Source organism: Erwinia wuhanensis (genome assembly GCF_030484085.1).
Classification (GTDB): domain Bacteria; phylum Pseudomonadota; class Gammaproteobacteria; order Enterobacterales; family Enterobacteriaceae; genus Erwinia; species Erwinia aeris.
In genome coordinates, this window is sequence record NZ_JAUJUH010000006.1 from 174,181 (window position 1) to 187,931 (window position 13,751).

General features: G+C 54.8%; 13 protein-coding genes and 2 pseudogenes. 13 read left to right on the top strand and 2 right to left on the bottom strand.

What is annotated here, in order from left to right:
• The first annotated feature begins 98 nt into the window (after positions 1-98).
• From QZH36_RS15520 to QZH36_RS15565, 10 genes are all read left to right on the top strand, one after another.
• The gene (locus QZH36_RS15520; RefSeq protein ID WP_125289275.1) at positions 99-527 is read left to right on the top strand and encodes an organic hydroperoxide resistance protein; all 429 of its coding nucleotides are present in this window, start codon (positions 99-101) and stop codon (positions 525-527) included.
• Positions 528-794: 267 nt separating this feature from the next.
• On the top strand, positions 795-2,492 hold the full coding sequence (eptB, locus tag QZH36_RS15525) for a kdo(2)-lipid A phosphoethanolamine 7''-transferase (RefSeq protein ID WP_301730597.1): 1,698 nt from the start codon (positions 795-797) through the stop codon (positions 2,490-2,492).
• A 199-nt stretch (positions 2,493-2,691) separates the two neighbouring features.
• Positions 2,692-3,021: an SMR family transporter gene (locus tag QZH36_RS15530; protein ID WP_301251515.1), complete on the top strand. Its 330-nt coding sequence runs from the start codon at positions 2,692-2,694 to the stop codon at positions 3,019-3,021.
• A 613-nt stretch (positions 3,022-3,634) separates the two neighbouring features.
• Positions 3,635-5,245 carry a dipeptide ABC transporter periplasmic-binding protein DppA gene (gene dppA / locus QZH36_RS15535; protein WP_301730598.1) on the top strand — a complete coding sequence of 537 codons (1,611 nt, stop codon included), beginning with the start codon at positions 3,635-3,637 and terminating at the stop codon, positions 5,243-5,245.
• A 189-nt stretch (positions 5,246-5,434) separates the two neighbouring features.
• On the top strand, positions 5,435-6,454 hold the full coding sequence (gene dppB / locus QZH36_RS15540; RefSeq protein WP_253456545.1) for a dipeptide ABC transporter permease DppB: 1,020 nt from the start codon (positions 5,435-5,437) through the stop codon (positions 6,452-6,454).
• A 10-nt stretch (positions 6,455-6,464) separates the two neighbouring features.
• Positions 6,465-7,367: a dipeptide ABC transporter permease DppC gene (gene dppC / locus QZH36_RS15545; protein ID WP_253456542.1), complete on the top strand. Its 903-nt coding sequence runs from the start codon at positions 6,465-6,467 to the stop codon at positions 7,365-7,367.
• 9 nt (positions 7,368-7,376) lie between these two features.
• Complete coding sequence (dppD, locus tag QZH36_RS15550; RefSeq protein WP_125289282.1) at positions 7,377-8,366, top strand: dipeptide ABC transporter ATP-binding protein; 990 nt, start codon at positions 7,377-7,379, stop codon at positions 8,364-8,366.
• Entirely contained in the window at positions 8,353-9,384 is a 1,032-nt protein-coding gene (gene dppF, locus QZH36_RS15555) for a dipeptide ABC transporter ATP-binding subunit DppF (RefSeq protein ID WP_125289283.1), read from the top strand. The genes dppD and dppF overlap by 14 nt, the downstream gene beginning before the upstream one ends.
• Before the next feature lie 604 nt (positions 9,385-9,988).
• Positions 9,989-10,681, top strand: coding sequence for a hypothetical protein (locus QZH36_RS15560; RefSeq protein WP_301730599.1), 693 nt, complete (start codon positions 9,989-9,991; stop codon positions 10,679-10,681).
• Positions 10,682-10,686: 5 nt separating this feature from the next.
• Positions 10,687-10,989 carry a hypothetical protein gene (locus tag QZH36_RS15565; RefSeq protein ID WP_301730600.1) on the top strand — a complete coding sequence of 101 codons (303 nt, stop codon included), beginning with the start codon at positions 10,687-10,689 and terminating at the stop codon, positions 10,987-10,989.
• Between the two features lie 177 nt (positions 10,990-11,166).
• Here the strand turns inward: QZH36_RS15565 and QZH36_RS15570 are convergent.
• A pseudogene (locus QZH36_RS15570) lies at positions 11,167-11,250 on the bottom strand (type II toxin-antitoxin system RelE/ParE family toxin); the annotation flags it as partial.
• A 117-nt stretch (positions 11,251-11,367) separates the two neighbouring features.
• A pseudogene (locus QZH36_RS15575) lies at positions 11,368-11,478 on the bottom strand (type II toxin-antitoxin system Phd/YefM family antitoxin); the annotation flags it as partial.
• A 254-nt stretch (positions 11,479-11,732) separates the two neighbouring features.
• Here QZH36_RS15575 and QZH36_RS15580 point away from each other — a divergent pair.
• From QZH36_RS15580 to bcsQ, 3 genes are all read left to right on the top strand, one after another.
• The gene (locus tag QZH36_RS15580; protein WP_301730601.1) at positions 11,733-11,948 is read left to right on the top strand and encodes a hypothetical protein; all 216 of its coding nucleotides are present in this window, start codon (positions 11,733-11,735) and stop codon (positions 11,946-11,948) included.
• A 156-nt stretch (positions 11,949-12,104) separates the two neighbouring features.
• Complete coding sequence (gene bcsO, locus QZH36_RS15585; protein ID WP_301730602.1) at positions 12,105-12,935, top strand: cellulose biosynthesis protein BcsO; 831 nt, start codon at positions 12,105-12,107, stop codon at positions 12,933-12,935.
• Positions 12,926-13,723, top strand: a complete 798-nt coding sequence (gene bcsQ / locus QZH36_RS15590) for a cellulose biosynthesis protein BcsQ (RefSeq protein ID WP_253456521.1) — start codon at positions 12,926-12,928, stop codon at positions 13,721-13,723. The genes bcsO and bcsQ overlap by 10 nt, the downstream gene beginning before the upstream one ends.
• Positions 13,724-13,751: the final 28 nt, after the last annotated feature.

The following is a 13,751-nucleotide window of genomic DNA, read 5'->3' on the forward strand; positions in this document are numbered from 1 at the left end:
GTAGTCTCGCTCCGGAAAGTCTATACTGATTACAGACGCCTCATTAAGTCGCTCGCGATTTAATAGCGCATATAAAACCCAATGAAAGGAGTTGCCTGATGTCTTTAGAAAAAGTCGTTTACCGTGCCAAAGCAAAAGCCACCGGTGGTCGTGACGGTCGTGCTACCTCTTCAGACGGCGTGCTGGACGTAAAGCTGGGCGTACCGAAAGAAATGGGCGGCGCGGGCGGCGAAGCCACCAACCCTGAACAGCTGTTTGCCGCTGGCTACTCGGCCTGCTTCCTGGGCGCGATGAAGTTTGTCGCCAACCGCGACAAAATCACTATGCCAAAAGAAGCCTTTATCGAAGGGGAAGTGGGCATCGGGCCGCTGCCGACCGGTTTTGGTATCGAAGCTAAATTGAATATCCATCTGGAAGGAATGGACGCGGCGGAAGCGAAAAAGCTGGTGGACGCGGCCCATATCGTCTGCCCTTACTCTAACGCAACCCGCGACAATATCGACGTAACGCTGAATATCATCAACTGATAACGGCGCTGGCCGGAGCCGCTATGGCGCTCCGGCTGTCTGTAACCCTGCGACCCGCCGCGTTTCTCTGCTTATTCCCGCGATTGAACTGATAAATCCCCGATAATGTGGTTAACTACGCCGCTTGCGCGTGGAGGTGAATTTTTTCCCTTCAGAATCGTCCGGGAAAAGTTTCTCAGGGTGATAATCGACCCTATAACCGAACTCTGGCGAAACGGTATGGTCTGATTAGCGTTTACTCTAAAGCTACGCCGGGATAAAGGTTGCATGAATTACATTAAAACACTGACGCAGCAAAAGCTCTCGTTTTTGCTAGCGTTTTACATCGGTATCTTTCTGAATATTCCCGTTTTTTATCGTCGTTTCGATCCCTTTCTGGCCCACTTCAGCGTGGCGGAATGGCTTTCCGCCGTGGCGGAAGTCGTCGCCATCGTTCTGCTGACCTTTTTCCTGATGCGGCTGCTGTCGCTGGGCGGCAAAATTTTCTGGCGCGTGACCGCTACCGCGCTGGTGCTGATTTCGGTAGCCGCCAGCTACTACATGAGTTTCTTTAACGTGGTGATCGGCTACGGCATCGTCGCGTCGGTGATGACCACGGATACCGATTTGTCGAAAGAGGTGATTGGCTACCATTTTGTGCTGTGGATGGTGCTGGTCAGCGCGCTGCCGCTGCTGCTGATCTGGCGCAACTCGCTGCGCCTGACGCTGATTGAGCAGCTGAAAACGCCGGGACAGCGCCTGAAGCCGCTGGGCGTGCTGCTGCTGGCCGTGGCGCTGGTCTGGCTGCCTATCCGCTATTTCGACAAGCAGCAGAACATCAACGAGAAGCTGACCAATGTCGATCTGCCGAGCTATGGCGGCGTGGTGGCGCACTCTTATCTGCCTTCCAACTGGCTGTCGGCGCTGGGGCTGTTTGCCTACACCAGCTACGACGAGACGATGGACGGTAAAGACCTGTTCGATCCGGCAAAGCAGTTTACCTATAACGCACCGGCCGGGCTGGACGACACCTATGTGGTATTCGTGATTGGCGAAACCACCCGCTGGGATCATATGGGCCTGCTGGGCTATAACCGCGATACCACGCCAAAGCTTTCCCACGAGAAAAACCTGGTGGCGTTCCGGGGGGAATCCTGCGACACCGCAACCAAGCTTTCGCTGCGCTGTATGTTCGTGCGTGAAGGCGGCACCGATGAAGGGCCAGGCCGCACGCTGAAAGAACAGAACGTTTTTGCGGTGATGAAGTCGCTGGGCTTTAGCTCGGAGCTTTTCGCTATGCAAAGTGAAGTCTGGTTCTATAACAATACCGATGCGGATAACTTCGCGTTCCGCGAGCAGATTGGTTCGGAAAAGCAGAACCAGGGCAAGTCGGTGGACGATATGCTGCTGGTGCCGGAGTTGAAAAAGTCGCTCGATCGCCATCCTGAAGGCAAGCATCTGGTGGTGCTGCATACCAAAGGCTCGCACTACCTTTACTCGCAGCGCTATCCGCGCGAGTTTGCCCGTTATCAGCCTGAATGTATGGGCGTGGACGATAAATGCAGCAAAGCGATGCTGATCAACGCCTTTGATAACTCGGTACTTTATACGGATACGGTGCTGGAAAGCGTGTTCGATCAGCTGCGCGATAAGAAAGCGATTGTCTTCTACGCGGCCGACCACGGCGAATCGATCAGCGATAACATGCACCTGCACGGCACGCCGCGTCATATGGCGCCGCCGGAGCAGTTCCGCGTGCCGATGATCGTGTGGGCTTCCGATAAGTATCTGGCAGACCCGGCTAACCAGAGCCGCTTTGAACGCCTGCAGGCGCAGCAGCGCGTGGGCGCGACGCATCGTCACGTTGAGCTGTTCGACTCGGTGCTGGGCTGCCTGGGCTACACCTCTCCGGATGGCGGCATCAAAGAGACGAACGACTGGTGTGCGGATCCGACAAAGCGTAAAGCTTCTGGCGACAAAATCTGACGCGCCGCGTCACACCCCAGCCCCCGGAGCCGTAGCGGCCGGGGGTTTTTTATTGCCTGCCGTTAAGGCCGTATTAAGGTTGGCGCAGAGAGTCATGCGTGGGATCAAAAAAACCGGGGCAGATTCTTGCAAGATAAGCCGCGGAAGCGCTGTGCGCTTCTTCCTCTAACTGAACGGGTAACCCAGGAAAACGGTCATAATGATGTATCTCATTTTATTTATCGCCATTGTGGCGGAAGTGATTGGTACCACCTTGCTGAAAACGTCGGAAGGTTTTACGCGGCTGTGGCCAACTCTGGGTACCGTATTTTGCTACGGCATCGCTTTTTACTGTCTGTCCCTGACGCTGCAGCATCTGCCGACCGGCATCGCCTATGCCATTTGGTCGGGCGTGGGTATCGTGTTGATCTCGCTGGTCGCCTGGCTGTGGCACGGCCAGCGGCTGGATCTGCCCGCGCTAATCGGCATGGCATTTATCATCGTCGGCGTGGTTATTATCAACACGCTTTCCCGCGCCGTTTCGCACTGATTATCCGTTATCGGCGGCCCTGAAGCGCCGCCGACACCGGCAGCCGATCGTGCTGTGGTGTAAAAATACCCGTCTCGCTTTATGCCCTTACTATCCGTAAAAAAGCCTTTCCCGCCCGCTACCGCCGCGTTAATTCGCGCTGCGCTGTACATGACCAAAAAAACGCGTTATTGGCCGTTTTTTATCCTGCCGTTGCAGAATTTTTGCCTGGAATGGCAGGTATAAGCAAAGCGTATTGTTAAAAAAATGGGATACAGGCGACTATTTTCAAGGGTTTTTTTGCAACGCGTTTCACTGGCTGCTGATTTTCTGGCGCTATTTTAAGCGGCATTAAAAGTTAACGGCGCATTATATGCGCTGGAAAAGGTCGCTTTTGGTTATTTTTTATATTTGTCTGTCGCCTCTCATCCTCTGTGTAAATAGCCAACGGCCGTATTGACGTTTTCTGCAACTGTTGACAAATTGATCGCTCAGAAGAGAAAGGATAAGGATTTGTCTGATGGCATCAGCCTCGCCGCGTCTTCTACCCAAACCTTCTGATACGTACGGGCCACTATAAAAAAATACAGGCCTGACGAACTGCCTAATACAACATCACAACTGGAGCAGAAGCATGCGTAATTCCCTGGCTAAAAACAGGATGCTGAAGGTCGGTTTGAGCCTGGTCGCCCTGACCGTGGCCGCCAGCGTCCAGGCCAAAACCCTCGTTTATTGTTCCGAAGGATCGCCTGAAGGCTTTAACCCACAGCTTTTCACTTCCGGCACCACTTACGATGCCAGCTCCGTACCGATCTATAACCGCCTGGTGGAGTTCAAAGTCGGCACCACCGAGCTACAGCCCGGCCTGGCGGAAAAGTGGGACGTGAGCGAAGACGGCAAAACCTATACTTTCCACCTGCGCAAAGGCGTGAAGTGGCAAACCACTAAAGATTTCAAACCTACGCGTGACTTTAATGCCGACGACGTGGTGTTCTCCTTCGAGCGTCAGCTGGATAAAAACAACAAGTATCATGGCGTTTCCGGCGGCAGCTACGAATACTTTGAAGGCATGGACATGCCGAAGCTCATCAGCAAAATTGAGAAGGTGGACGACCACACGGTACGCTTTGTGCTGACCCGTGCGGAAGCGCCGTTCATGGCCGATCTGGGGATGGATTTCGCGTCTATTCTCTCTGCGGAATATGCCGACAAGATGCTGCAAGCGGGCACGCCGGAAAAAGTCGATTTGAATCCGGTCGGCACCGGCCCGTTCCAGCTGCTGCAATATCAGAAAGATTCCCGCATTCTCTATAAAGCCTTTGACCAGTTCTGGGGCACCAAACCGAAAATCGATCGCCTGGTCTTCTCCATCACGCCGGATGCCTCGGTGCGCTACGCCAAGTTGCAGAAGGGCGAGTGCCAGATCATGCCTTATCCGAATCCGGCCGATCTCGCGCGGATGAAGGAAGACAAGAATATCAACCTGATGCAGATGCCGGGCCTGAACGTCGGCTATCTCTCCTATAACACCGAGAAAAAGCCGCTGGATAACGTCAAGGTTCGCCAGGCGCTGACCATGGCGGTGAACAAGAAAGCGATTATCGACGCGGTTTACCAGGGCGCGGGCCAGGCGGCGAAAAACCTGATCCCGCCGACCATGTGGAGCTACAACGACGCGGTGCAGGATGACGCCTACGATCCGGCCAAAGCCAAAGCACTGCTGAAGGAAGCGGGCATGGCGGACGGCTTCGCTATCGATCTGTGGGCGATGCCGGTACAGCGTCCTTATAACCCGAACGCTCGCCGTATGGCAGAGATGATCCAGGCCGACTGGGCGAAAATTGGCGTGAAGGCCAAAATCGTCACCTACGAGTGGGGCGAATACCTGAAACGCGCGAAAGCTGGCGAGCACCAGACCGTGATGATGGGCTGGACGGGCGACAATGGCGACCCGGATAACTTCTTCGCCACGCTGTTCAGCTGCACCGCGGCGAAGGATGGCTCTAACTACTCTCGCTGGTGCTACAAGCCATTCGAGGATCTGATCCAGCCTGCGCGCGGTGAAGCCGACCACAACAAGCGTATCGAGTACTACAAGCAGGCTCAGGTCATGATGCACGACCAGGCGCCTGCGCTGATTATCGCTCACTCCACCGTGTTTGAGCCGGTCAGCAAAAAAGTCTCCGGCTACGTGGTCGATCCGTTAGGTAAGCATCACTTCGAAAACGTCGATATCCAGGAGTAAAGAGAGCGGCCGGTTCGCCGGCTGCTTTACCCATCCCTGTGGGTCGTGTTCGACGGCCCGTCGCAAGGCTTAAGTCAATCTGGTCAAGGCGCCGTTAACGGCGTCGCGGACGGGCTGCCCGACCGTAAGATGTGAGCAATTATAATCCCCCAGGCTACGGTCTGCGGGAACTTAAAGAGAATCCGGATTATGCTGCAGTTCATACTCCGACGTCTGGGGCTTGTTATCCCGACGTTTATTGGTATCACCCTGTTAACCTTTGCTTTTGTCCATATGATCCCAGGCGATCCGGTACTGATTATGGCGGGCGAGCGCGGCATGTCCGCCGAACGTCACGCCCAGCTGCTGGCGCAGATGGGGCTGGATAAGCCGCTGTGGCAACAGTATGCCTCCTACGTCTGGGGCGTGCTGCACGGCGATCTGGGCATCTCCCTGAAAAGCCGTATTCCTGTCTGGCAGGAGTTCGTGCCGCGCTTTAAGGCGACGCTGGAGCTGGGCATCTGCGCGATGATTTTTGCCGTCGCGGTAGGTATCCCGGTCGGCGTGCTGGCTGCGGTAAAGCGCGGTTCCATTTTCGATCACACCGCCGTCGGCATCTCGCTGACCGGCTACTCCATGCCGATTTTCTGGTGGGGCATGATGCTGATCATGCTGGTTTCAGTGCAGCTCAACCTGACGCCCGTCGCTGGACGTATCGGCGACACGGTGTTTCTGGACGACAGCCAGCCGCTGACCGGTTTTATGCTGATCGATACCCTGTTCTGGGGCGAAGAGGGCGACTTTAAAGACGCCGTGATGCATATGATCCTGCCCGCTATCGTGCTCGGTACTATCCCACTGGCGGTGATTGTGCGTATGACGCGCTCGGCCATGCTGGAAGTGTTGGGTGAGGACTATATCCGCACCGCGCGCGCTAAAGGGCTGACGCGGATGCGCGTGATCGTGGTGCACGCGCTGCGTAACGCGATGCTGCCGGTGGTCACGGTTATCGGTCTCCAGGTTGGCACCATGCTGGCCGGCGCGATCCTGACCGAAACGATTTTCTCCTGGCCCGGCCTGGGCCGCTGGCTGATCGATGCCCTCCAGCGTCGCGACTACCCGGTAGTGCAGGGCGGCGTGCTGATGGTGGCCATCCTGATCATTCTGGTCAACCTGCTGGTTGACGTGCTTTACGGCGTGGTTAACCCGCGCATTCGCCACAAGAAATAGGGGGCTTCGTATGTCTTTAGTCGATCCGGGCAGCGTGCCCGCCGCACCCAAGCCGATGACCCCTTTACAGGAGTTCTGGCACTACTTTAAGCGTAACAAAGGCGCCGTTGTCGGTCTGGCTTACGTGGTCATCGTGTTTTTTATCGCTATTTTCGCCAATTTTATCGCGCCGCATGCGCCGGCCGAGCAGTTCCGCGACGCGCTGCTGCATCCGCCGGTCTGGCAGGAAGGCGGCAGCTGGCACTATATCCTTGGTACCGACGATGTCGGTCGCGACGTGTTGTCGCGTCTGATGTACGGCGCGCGCCTGTCGCTGCTGGTCGGCTGCCTGGTGGTGGTGCTGTCGCTGATCCTGGGCGTGATTTTCGGGCTGATCGCCGGCTACGTCGGCGGCACCACCGACGCCGTCATTATGCGGCTGGTCGATATCATGCTGGCGCTGCCGAGCCTGCTGCTGGCGCTGGTGCTGGTGGCGATTTTCGGGCCGTCGATCGTCAACGCCTCTATCGCGCTGACCTTTGTGGCGCTGCCGCACTATATCCGCCTGACGCGCGCGGCGGTGCTGGTCGAGGTCAGCCGCGACTACGTCACCGCTTCCAACGTGGCGGGCGCGGGCGCTATTCGGCAGATGTTCGTCAATATCCTGCCCAACTGTCTGGCGCCGCTGATCGTGCAGGCTTCGCTGGGCTTCTCCAACGCCATCCTTGATATGGCCGCGCTGGGTTTTCTGGGAATGGGGGCGCAACCGCCGACGCCGGAGTGGGGCACCATGCTCTCCGACGTGTTGCAGTATGCGCAGAGCGCCTGGTGGGTCGTGACCTTCCCGGGGTTGGCGATCCTGCTGACCGTGCTGGCGTTTAACCTGATGGGCGATGGCTTACGCGATGCCCTTGACCCGAAACTCAAGCAGTAAGAGGCAGCGATGGCGTTATTAACTGTAGACAAACTGTCGGTGCATTTCGGCGACGAAAAAGCGCCGTTCCGTGCGGTAGACCGCATCAGCTATCAGGTTGAGCAGGGCCAGGTGGTCGGCATCGTCGGCGAATCCGGCTCCGGCAAATCGGTAAGTTCGCTGGCGATTATGGGGCTGATCGATTTCCCCGGCAAAGTGATGGCCGACAACCTGCTTTTTAACCAGCGCGATCTGAGGCGCATTTCTGAAAAAGAGCGCCGTCAGCTGGTGGGATCGGAAGTGGCGATGATTTTCCAGGATCCGATGACCAGCCTGAACCCCTGCTACACAGTGGGCTACCAGATTATGGAAGCGATCAAGGTGCATCAGGGCGGCAACAAAAGCACGCGTCGTCAGCGGGCTATCGATCTGCTGAACCAGGTCGGCATTCCCGATCCGGCCTCGCGGCTGGACGTGTATCCGCATCAGCTTTCCGGCGGGATGAGCCAGCGCGTGATGATCGCCATGGCTATCGCCTGTCGGCCAAAGCTGCTGATTGCCGATGAGCCGACCACGGCGCTGGACGTGACTATCCAGGCGCAGATCATCGAGCTGCTGCTGGATCTTCAGCGGCAGGAAAACATGGCGCTGATCCTGATCACGCACGATCTGGCGCTGGTAGCCGAAGCGGCCCAGCACATCATCGTGATGTATGCGGGCCAGGTGGTGGAAACCGGTAAGGCGGTCGATATCTTTAAGGCGCCGCGCCATCCGTACACCCAGGCGCTGCTGCGCGCGCTGCCGGAGTTTGCGGCCGACAAGGCGCGGCTGGCCTCGCTGCCGGGCGTGGTGCCGGGCAAGTACGATCGGCCAAACGGCTGTCTGCTGAACCCGCGCTGCCCGTACGCCACCGATCGCTGTCGGATTGAAGAACCTGAACTCCGTGATATTCCGGGACGCCAGTCCAAATGTCATTACCCTCTGGATGATGCCGGGAGACCAACCTATGAAGCCATCTGATTCCACCCTGCTGATGCAGGCGATCGACCTGAAAAAGCACTACCCGGTGAAGAAAGGACTGTTTGGTCAGGAGCGCCTGGTGAAGGCGCTGGACGGCGTCTCGTTTAACCTGGAGCGCGGCAAAACGCTGGCGGTGGTAGGCGAGTCGGGCTGCGGCAAATCGACGCTGGGCCGCCTGCTGACCATGATCGAAACGCCAACGGAAGGGCAGCTGTTTTATCAGGGCCAGGATCTGTTAAAGCATGACCCGGCGGCGCAAAAGCTGCGCCGGCAAAAGATCCAGATTGTGTTTCAGAACCCCTACGGCTCGCTGAACCCGCGCAAAAAGGTCAGTCAGATCCTGGAAGAACCGTTGCTGATTAACACCAGCCTGAGCAAGGCAGAGCGCCGCGAAAAAACGCTGGCGATGATGGCGAAAGTGGGGCTGAAAACGGAGCATTACGATCGCTATCCGCATATGTTTTCCGGCGGTCAGCGTCAGCGTATCGCCATCGCGCGCGGGCTGATGCTCGATCCCGACGTGCTGATCGCCGACGAGCCGGTTTCCGCGCTCGACGTGTCGGTACGCGCGCAGGTGCTGAACCTGATGATGGATTTGCAGCAGGAGCTGGGCCTCTCGTACGTTTTTATTTCGCACGATCTGTCGGTGGTCGAACATATCGCGGACGAGGTGATGGTGATGTATCTGGGACGCTGCGTGGAGCGGGGCAGCAAAGAGGCGATTTTTGCCAATCCGCGCCATCCGTACACCCAGGCGCTGCTTTCCGCCACGCCGCGCCTGAACCCGGACGAGCGCCGCGAGCGTATCAAGCTGACCGGCGAGCTGCCAAGCCCGCTGAATCCGCCGCCGGGCTGCGCGTTTAACGCGCGCTGCCGCCGTCGCTTTGCGCCCTGTCCGCAGATCCAGCCGCAGCTGAAACAGTATGGCGAGCAGCAGATCGCCTGCTTCGCTGTCGATCAGGATGAGGGACAGCCGGTGCCGGGCGGCCAGCACGCTCAGGCCCAGGCGCAGCCGTAAACGATGCTCGACCCGCCTGACTGTTTCAGCCTGGCGGGTTGTTCGCTTTTTAGCCGCGAGCGAGCCGCGGGATTGATCTGCGCTTTGCCTTTAAAGCTGGCGGCGCTTGTTAACCCTTTTATGCCAGGAGAAGTGGGCATAGTCTTGAAGTTTGGCTAAATTACCTTTCAGAAATCAGATTGATATAATCATCCACAAGCTCAATTAGCTTACTGTCATGGGTGATCAAAGGTATTTTTACCGTGTTTTGCCTGTGCCACGATGAGCCGGTCAAAAGGATCTACAGGTAAGGCCTCTCCGCGGTATATACAGCGTGAAGGTCAATCATGTAAAAAATCACGCTAAGGGGATGATTGATTGTTTATGTTAATTTTTAATTTTCGAAGATCTCCTTTCAGACTATCCACCGGCAGCGTTCATGTGACTAGCCGGGTTTTGTAAGAACTGGGCTTGCGAATAAGATCAATACTTACAAAGGCATCATTTCTTACAATAGTCATTTTTGAATATATTTATTCATGATAAAGTAAATTTATCTTTTAGAAATTTAAAGGAAATAACGGACCATTTTTAATGGCTGTTACCAAACAGGGAAGGATAAAAGATGAGTAAAAGAAGCGAAATCATTGATGGTAATATGGCAGATAAAAGCGCGTATGGATTAGTTTATACAGAAATATTAGGTTGGATAGATCTCGGACATGCGCAGGGCACCGATATCCGGAATTTATGGGCGCAAATGCTGCGTGGTGAATGTCAAAGCGGATCAACTTATAATGTTACATATAAACAATCTATGGTCAGCCCTGGACGTCGTCTGACGGTAGGTAAGTCAATAACCTGGCGTTTAAAAAAAGGCCTGCCATATTATAAAAAGAAAAGCATTGCTCTTGCCATGATGCTAACAGTTGCTCAAAGATTTGAGAGGCTTCAGGGGACGGTACCTTTCAGCTGGGCTACAGATAGTGGCTTTAGCGCTGAAGATCTGGTGTCTGATCTTCTCGGCTTTTATCGGGTAATTGCATGCATGAACAACGTCTTCGGCTATCTTAAGCCCGTAAGTAAAAAAGAAGCTTTAAGACGGTGGGATCATTACGGGAAATCAGGCTCCTGGAAAAATGAGAATTTTAAACCGTTACTTTTCCCTGACCCGGAACGCTTCCCCAACGGAAAGCCATACTTTGGGGAATTGCCTGATTTCATGAAAACAGTTACTCCTTATAATGGATTGAGTTCTGGAGATGTAGATTTAATTGACCCTAATCGAGGATTTGTCCATTTCCTGACAAGGGAATAACGAATATGAAAAAGTTAACAACAATTAACGCCCTCTTAATAACAGGTTTCATAGTTTGTCTGTTTGTTGCGTTTAAATATTTTACCCTTGAGTTTTCGGATAGTGCGGAGTATACGGAGAAAGATATCATAGAATATAAACTCTACACTCATGATTTATTAAAGAATGTGCCAAGGATAAGTGGGTTTCATAAATTTAGTTATAGTAATGTGTCCGGACCTAACCCTGCATTGATTTATCGGGCAAAGTTTTTCGGCACTACGGATACAAAACAAATTTCTACTTATCTAAAAAAAAAGGATACATAAAAGAAAGTATGTGTAACTTAGCAGGGAGTTGTTGGTCTGGGAAGAAATTGAATGAAAGCGTATTGGTGAGTGTTGAAAATAACCCAAACGCTGTCCAGATTGAAATTATCGAAAAAATTCAGTAGGATTACTCGAACCCTCTCATAATAAAAATTCCGATAAAGCGGCCATTTCAAATTTGACGGTATACACAGCACGACAGGTGCCGCCAATATCGTTCTCTACGACTTCCGGAACGCCAGCACCGCCAAAGCCTTTCAGAACTTTAACATCGTAAGGGTCTTTATGCAGATTGTCAGGCAGATCGGCTACGGTAAGGGCGCGTCCCCTTCCTTGTAGAAAACCCAACTTCCTTTTCGGTTTCTCTTCTCTGTACGTCACGACTTTTACCCGAGCATGGCCGTTCTTTGCGATAACTACGGGTTCGCTGGTTCGGGCTACTTCCTGGAGCAGCTTCGACAGATTGGTTTTTGCATCGTAGATGTTAATTTTTCCATGATGAGGACACTACCTAAATTGCACATAAAACCACCATAATCCATTGTAAGGGGCCTGTTCAATTTATTCAGACTAACAAATTTTAAGCCGTCAGAGCGGGCAGACTGCCGGGCTTTCTTCCGGCTACCGCTATCGCCACGCCTGGGGATAGTTGAGGCTGCTCTGTAGATAAACAGGGACAGCAAATTCCATTAGCCGTTACGCCCGTTTGGCTTAATTAGCTTATTTTATCACCGCTGTAGCGTTTGGCAGGCAAGCAATATAAAACCGTGTGGCAAAGCGCGTTAAAAGCGTTTTATGCCAAATTAACCCTGCCGCCAGTATACTATTTAATAAACCTGGCTTATCTGTCAGGCAGCAGGCGCGGCATTGATATTCCAAAAGACGACGGCACGCTATTAAAACAGGATATTATTGAATTAACGGCCCGTGATTATTTAATTAAGTCAAATAATAACTGACCTGATTGATAGCCTGCGTAATTATTATTGTGCCGCAAGCGGTTAATATAATTACAGGCCAACAGCTTTTTTTATCAGCGGTAAGAATAATCTGATGTAGTTAAAAATTGTATGATATATTGCCGCCAGTTTTCTTATTATCCCGCGATCGTTCCCATGAAAAGCTATGACGACCTGCAGCGTTTTAAAGAAAAAACGCTAACAAACCATATCGAATTCAAAGATATGTCTGAACAGACACGGAATGCCGATCAGACCAACTGGGCCATCATCAGGCAGCTGATGAACGAGGGCGCAGAGCCAGCGCTGGGGAACGGTCAGCGTACGGATGTTGCCGCACCGCAGCCTGCCGCCGCCGATCTCTTTAGCCAGCCCGCGCCGGTGAAAATCCCGGCGCAAGCTTCAGCGCCGCTTTCCTCCCGCGTGGCCGCGTTTGTGGCGGCTAAACCGGCGGCGCAGAGTGGATCGCTGCTGGAGAGCATTTCCGCTTCGCTGAAGCCTGCGGCCCAGCCTGGGTTGGCTTCGCTGCCGGAAGCCGCTCGCGTGCAGGAAACGGCTTCGCTGTCGGCAATCGCTTATCCGCAGGGATCTGCTTCGCCGTCGGAAACTGTCGGCACGCAAATAACAGCTTCCCCGCTGGAAACCGCTCGCGTGCAGGATACGGTTTCGCTGGCGGAAGCGGTTCGTCCGCAGGGATCCGCTTTGCCGTCGGAAACTATCCGCGCGCGGATGCCGGAAACCGCTCGCGCATCGTCGCCGATAGCCCCATGTCTGCCAGGCGCTTCGCTGCTGGATGCGGTGCGCGCCCAGCCTGTGCCGTCAGACATCGCCCGCCCGGCGTCCTCGTCCGTCCCGCCAGAAGCTGGTCAGGCAGCGCGTTTTAAGCCGCTGTTCAGCGTTTCCGGCGTCCGCGCGGCGGAAGAAAAAGCCTTACCGAAAGAGACTCTGCTACAACCCCTGCTGGAGAAAATCGCCCTATGCCGTTAGTTTGTGTTTGTTCTCCAAAGGGCGGCGTAGGGAAAACCACCCTGGCCGCCAACCTGGCCTATACGCTGGCACGCGGCGGCAGCAAGGTGCTGGCGATCGATTTCGACGTGCAGAACGCCCTGCGCCTGCACTTTGGCGTGCCGCTCTCCGACGGGCGCGGTTTCGTGGCCAGGTCGGCGGAATCGCCGGACTGGAGCCAGGCGATCCTGACCACCGGCGGCAATATTTTCGTGCTGCCGTACGGCGACGTGTCGGAAGCGCAGCGCATTGAATTTGAAAGCAATCTGGCCAACGATGCCCACTTTCTCGCCCGTGGACTGCAAACGGTGCTCAACTATCCCGGCCTGATTATCGTGGCGGATTTTCCGCCCGGCCCCGGCCCGGCCCTGAAGGCGATGACCGATCTGGCCGATTTACACCTGGTGGTGATGCTGGCGGATACCGCTTCGCTGTCGCTGCTGCCGCAAATCGAAAACGAAAAGATGATCGGCGGCGCGCTCAATCACAAAGCCGGCCATTTCTTCGTGCTTAACCAGAGCGACAGCCGCCGCAATATCAGCCGCGACGTGACGGCCTTTATGCAGCAGCGGCTGGGCGACAGGCTGCTTGGCGTGGTTAACCGCGACGAAAGCGTGGCGGAAGCGAACGCGTCACAGCAGTCGATATTCGATTTCAGCCAGGTTTCCGCAGCCGCTTTCGATATTGAGCTGGTCGGCAAAAGGGTTGCCGCGCTGCTGGATATTAAAGTCGGCGACGGCGAGCTGCAGGCGCCGCTGACCTCGCGCTAAACCGCCCGTAAAGATAGCTTCCATGCCG

Bases quoted from the DNA above. Each gene is read 5' to 3' on its own strand.
- QZH36_RS15520 (WP_125289275.1), top strand. From the start codon at position 99: ATGTCTTTAGAAAAAGTCGTTTACCGTGCCAAAGCAAAAGCCACCGGT.
- eptB (WP_301730597.1), top strand. From the start codon at position 795: ATGAATTACATTAAAACACTGACGCAGCAAAAGCTCTCGTTTTTGCTA.
- QZH36_RS15530 (WP_301251515.1), top strand. From the start codon at position 2,692: ATGATGTATCTCATTTTATTTATCGCCATTGTGGCGGAAGTGATTGGT.
- dppA (WP_301730598.1), top strand. From the start codon at position 3,635: ATGCGTAATTCCCTGGCTAAAAACAGGATGCTGAAGGTCGGTTTGAGC.
- dppB (WP_253456545.1), top strand. From the start codon at position 5,435: ATGCTGCAGTTCATACTCCGACGTCTGGGGCTTGTTATCCCGACGTTT.
- dppC (WP_253456542.1), top strand. From the start codon at position 6,465: ATGTCTTTAGTCGATCCGGGCAGCGTGCCCGCCGCACCCAAGCCGATG.
- dppD (WP_125289282.1), top strand. From the start codon at position 7,377: ATGGCGTTATTAACTGTAGACAAACTGTCGGTGCATTTCGGCGACGAA.
- dppF (WP_125289283.1), top strand. From the start codon at position 8,353: ATGAAGCCATCTGATTCCACCCTGCTGATGCAGGCGATCGACCTGAAA.
- QZH36_RS15560 (WP_301730599.1), top strand. From the start codon at position 9,989: ATGAGTAAAAGAAGCGAAATCATTGATGGTAATATGGCAGATAAAAGC.
- QZH36_RS15565 (WP_301730600.1), top strand. From the start codon at position 10,687: ATGAAAAAGTTAACAACAATTAACGCCCTCTTAATAACAGGTTTCATA.
- bcsO (WP_301730602.1), top strand. From the start codon at position 12,105: ATGAAAAGCTATGACGACCTGCAGCGTTTTAAAGAAAAAACGCTAACA.
- bcsQ (WP_253456521.1), top strand. From the start codon at position 12,926: ATGCCGTTAGTTTGTGTTTGTTCTCCAAAGGGCGGCGTAGGGAAAACC.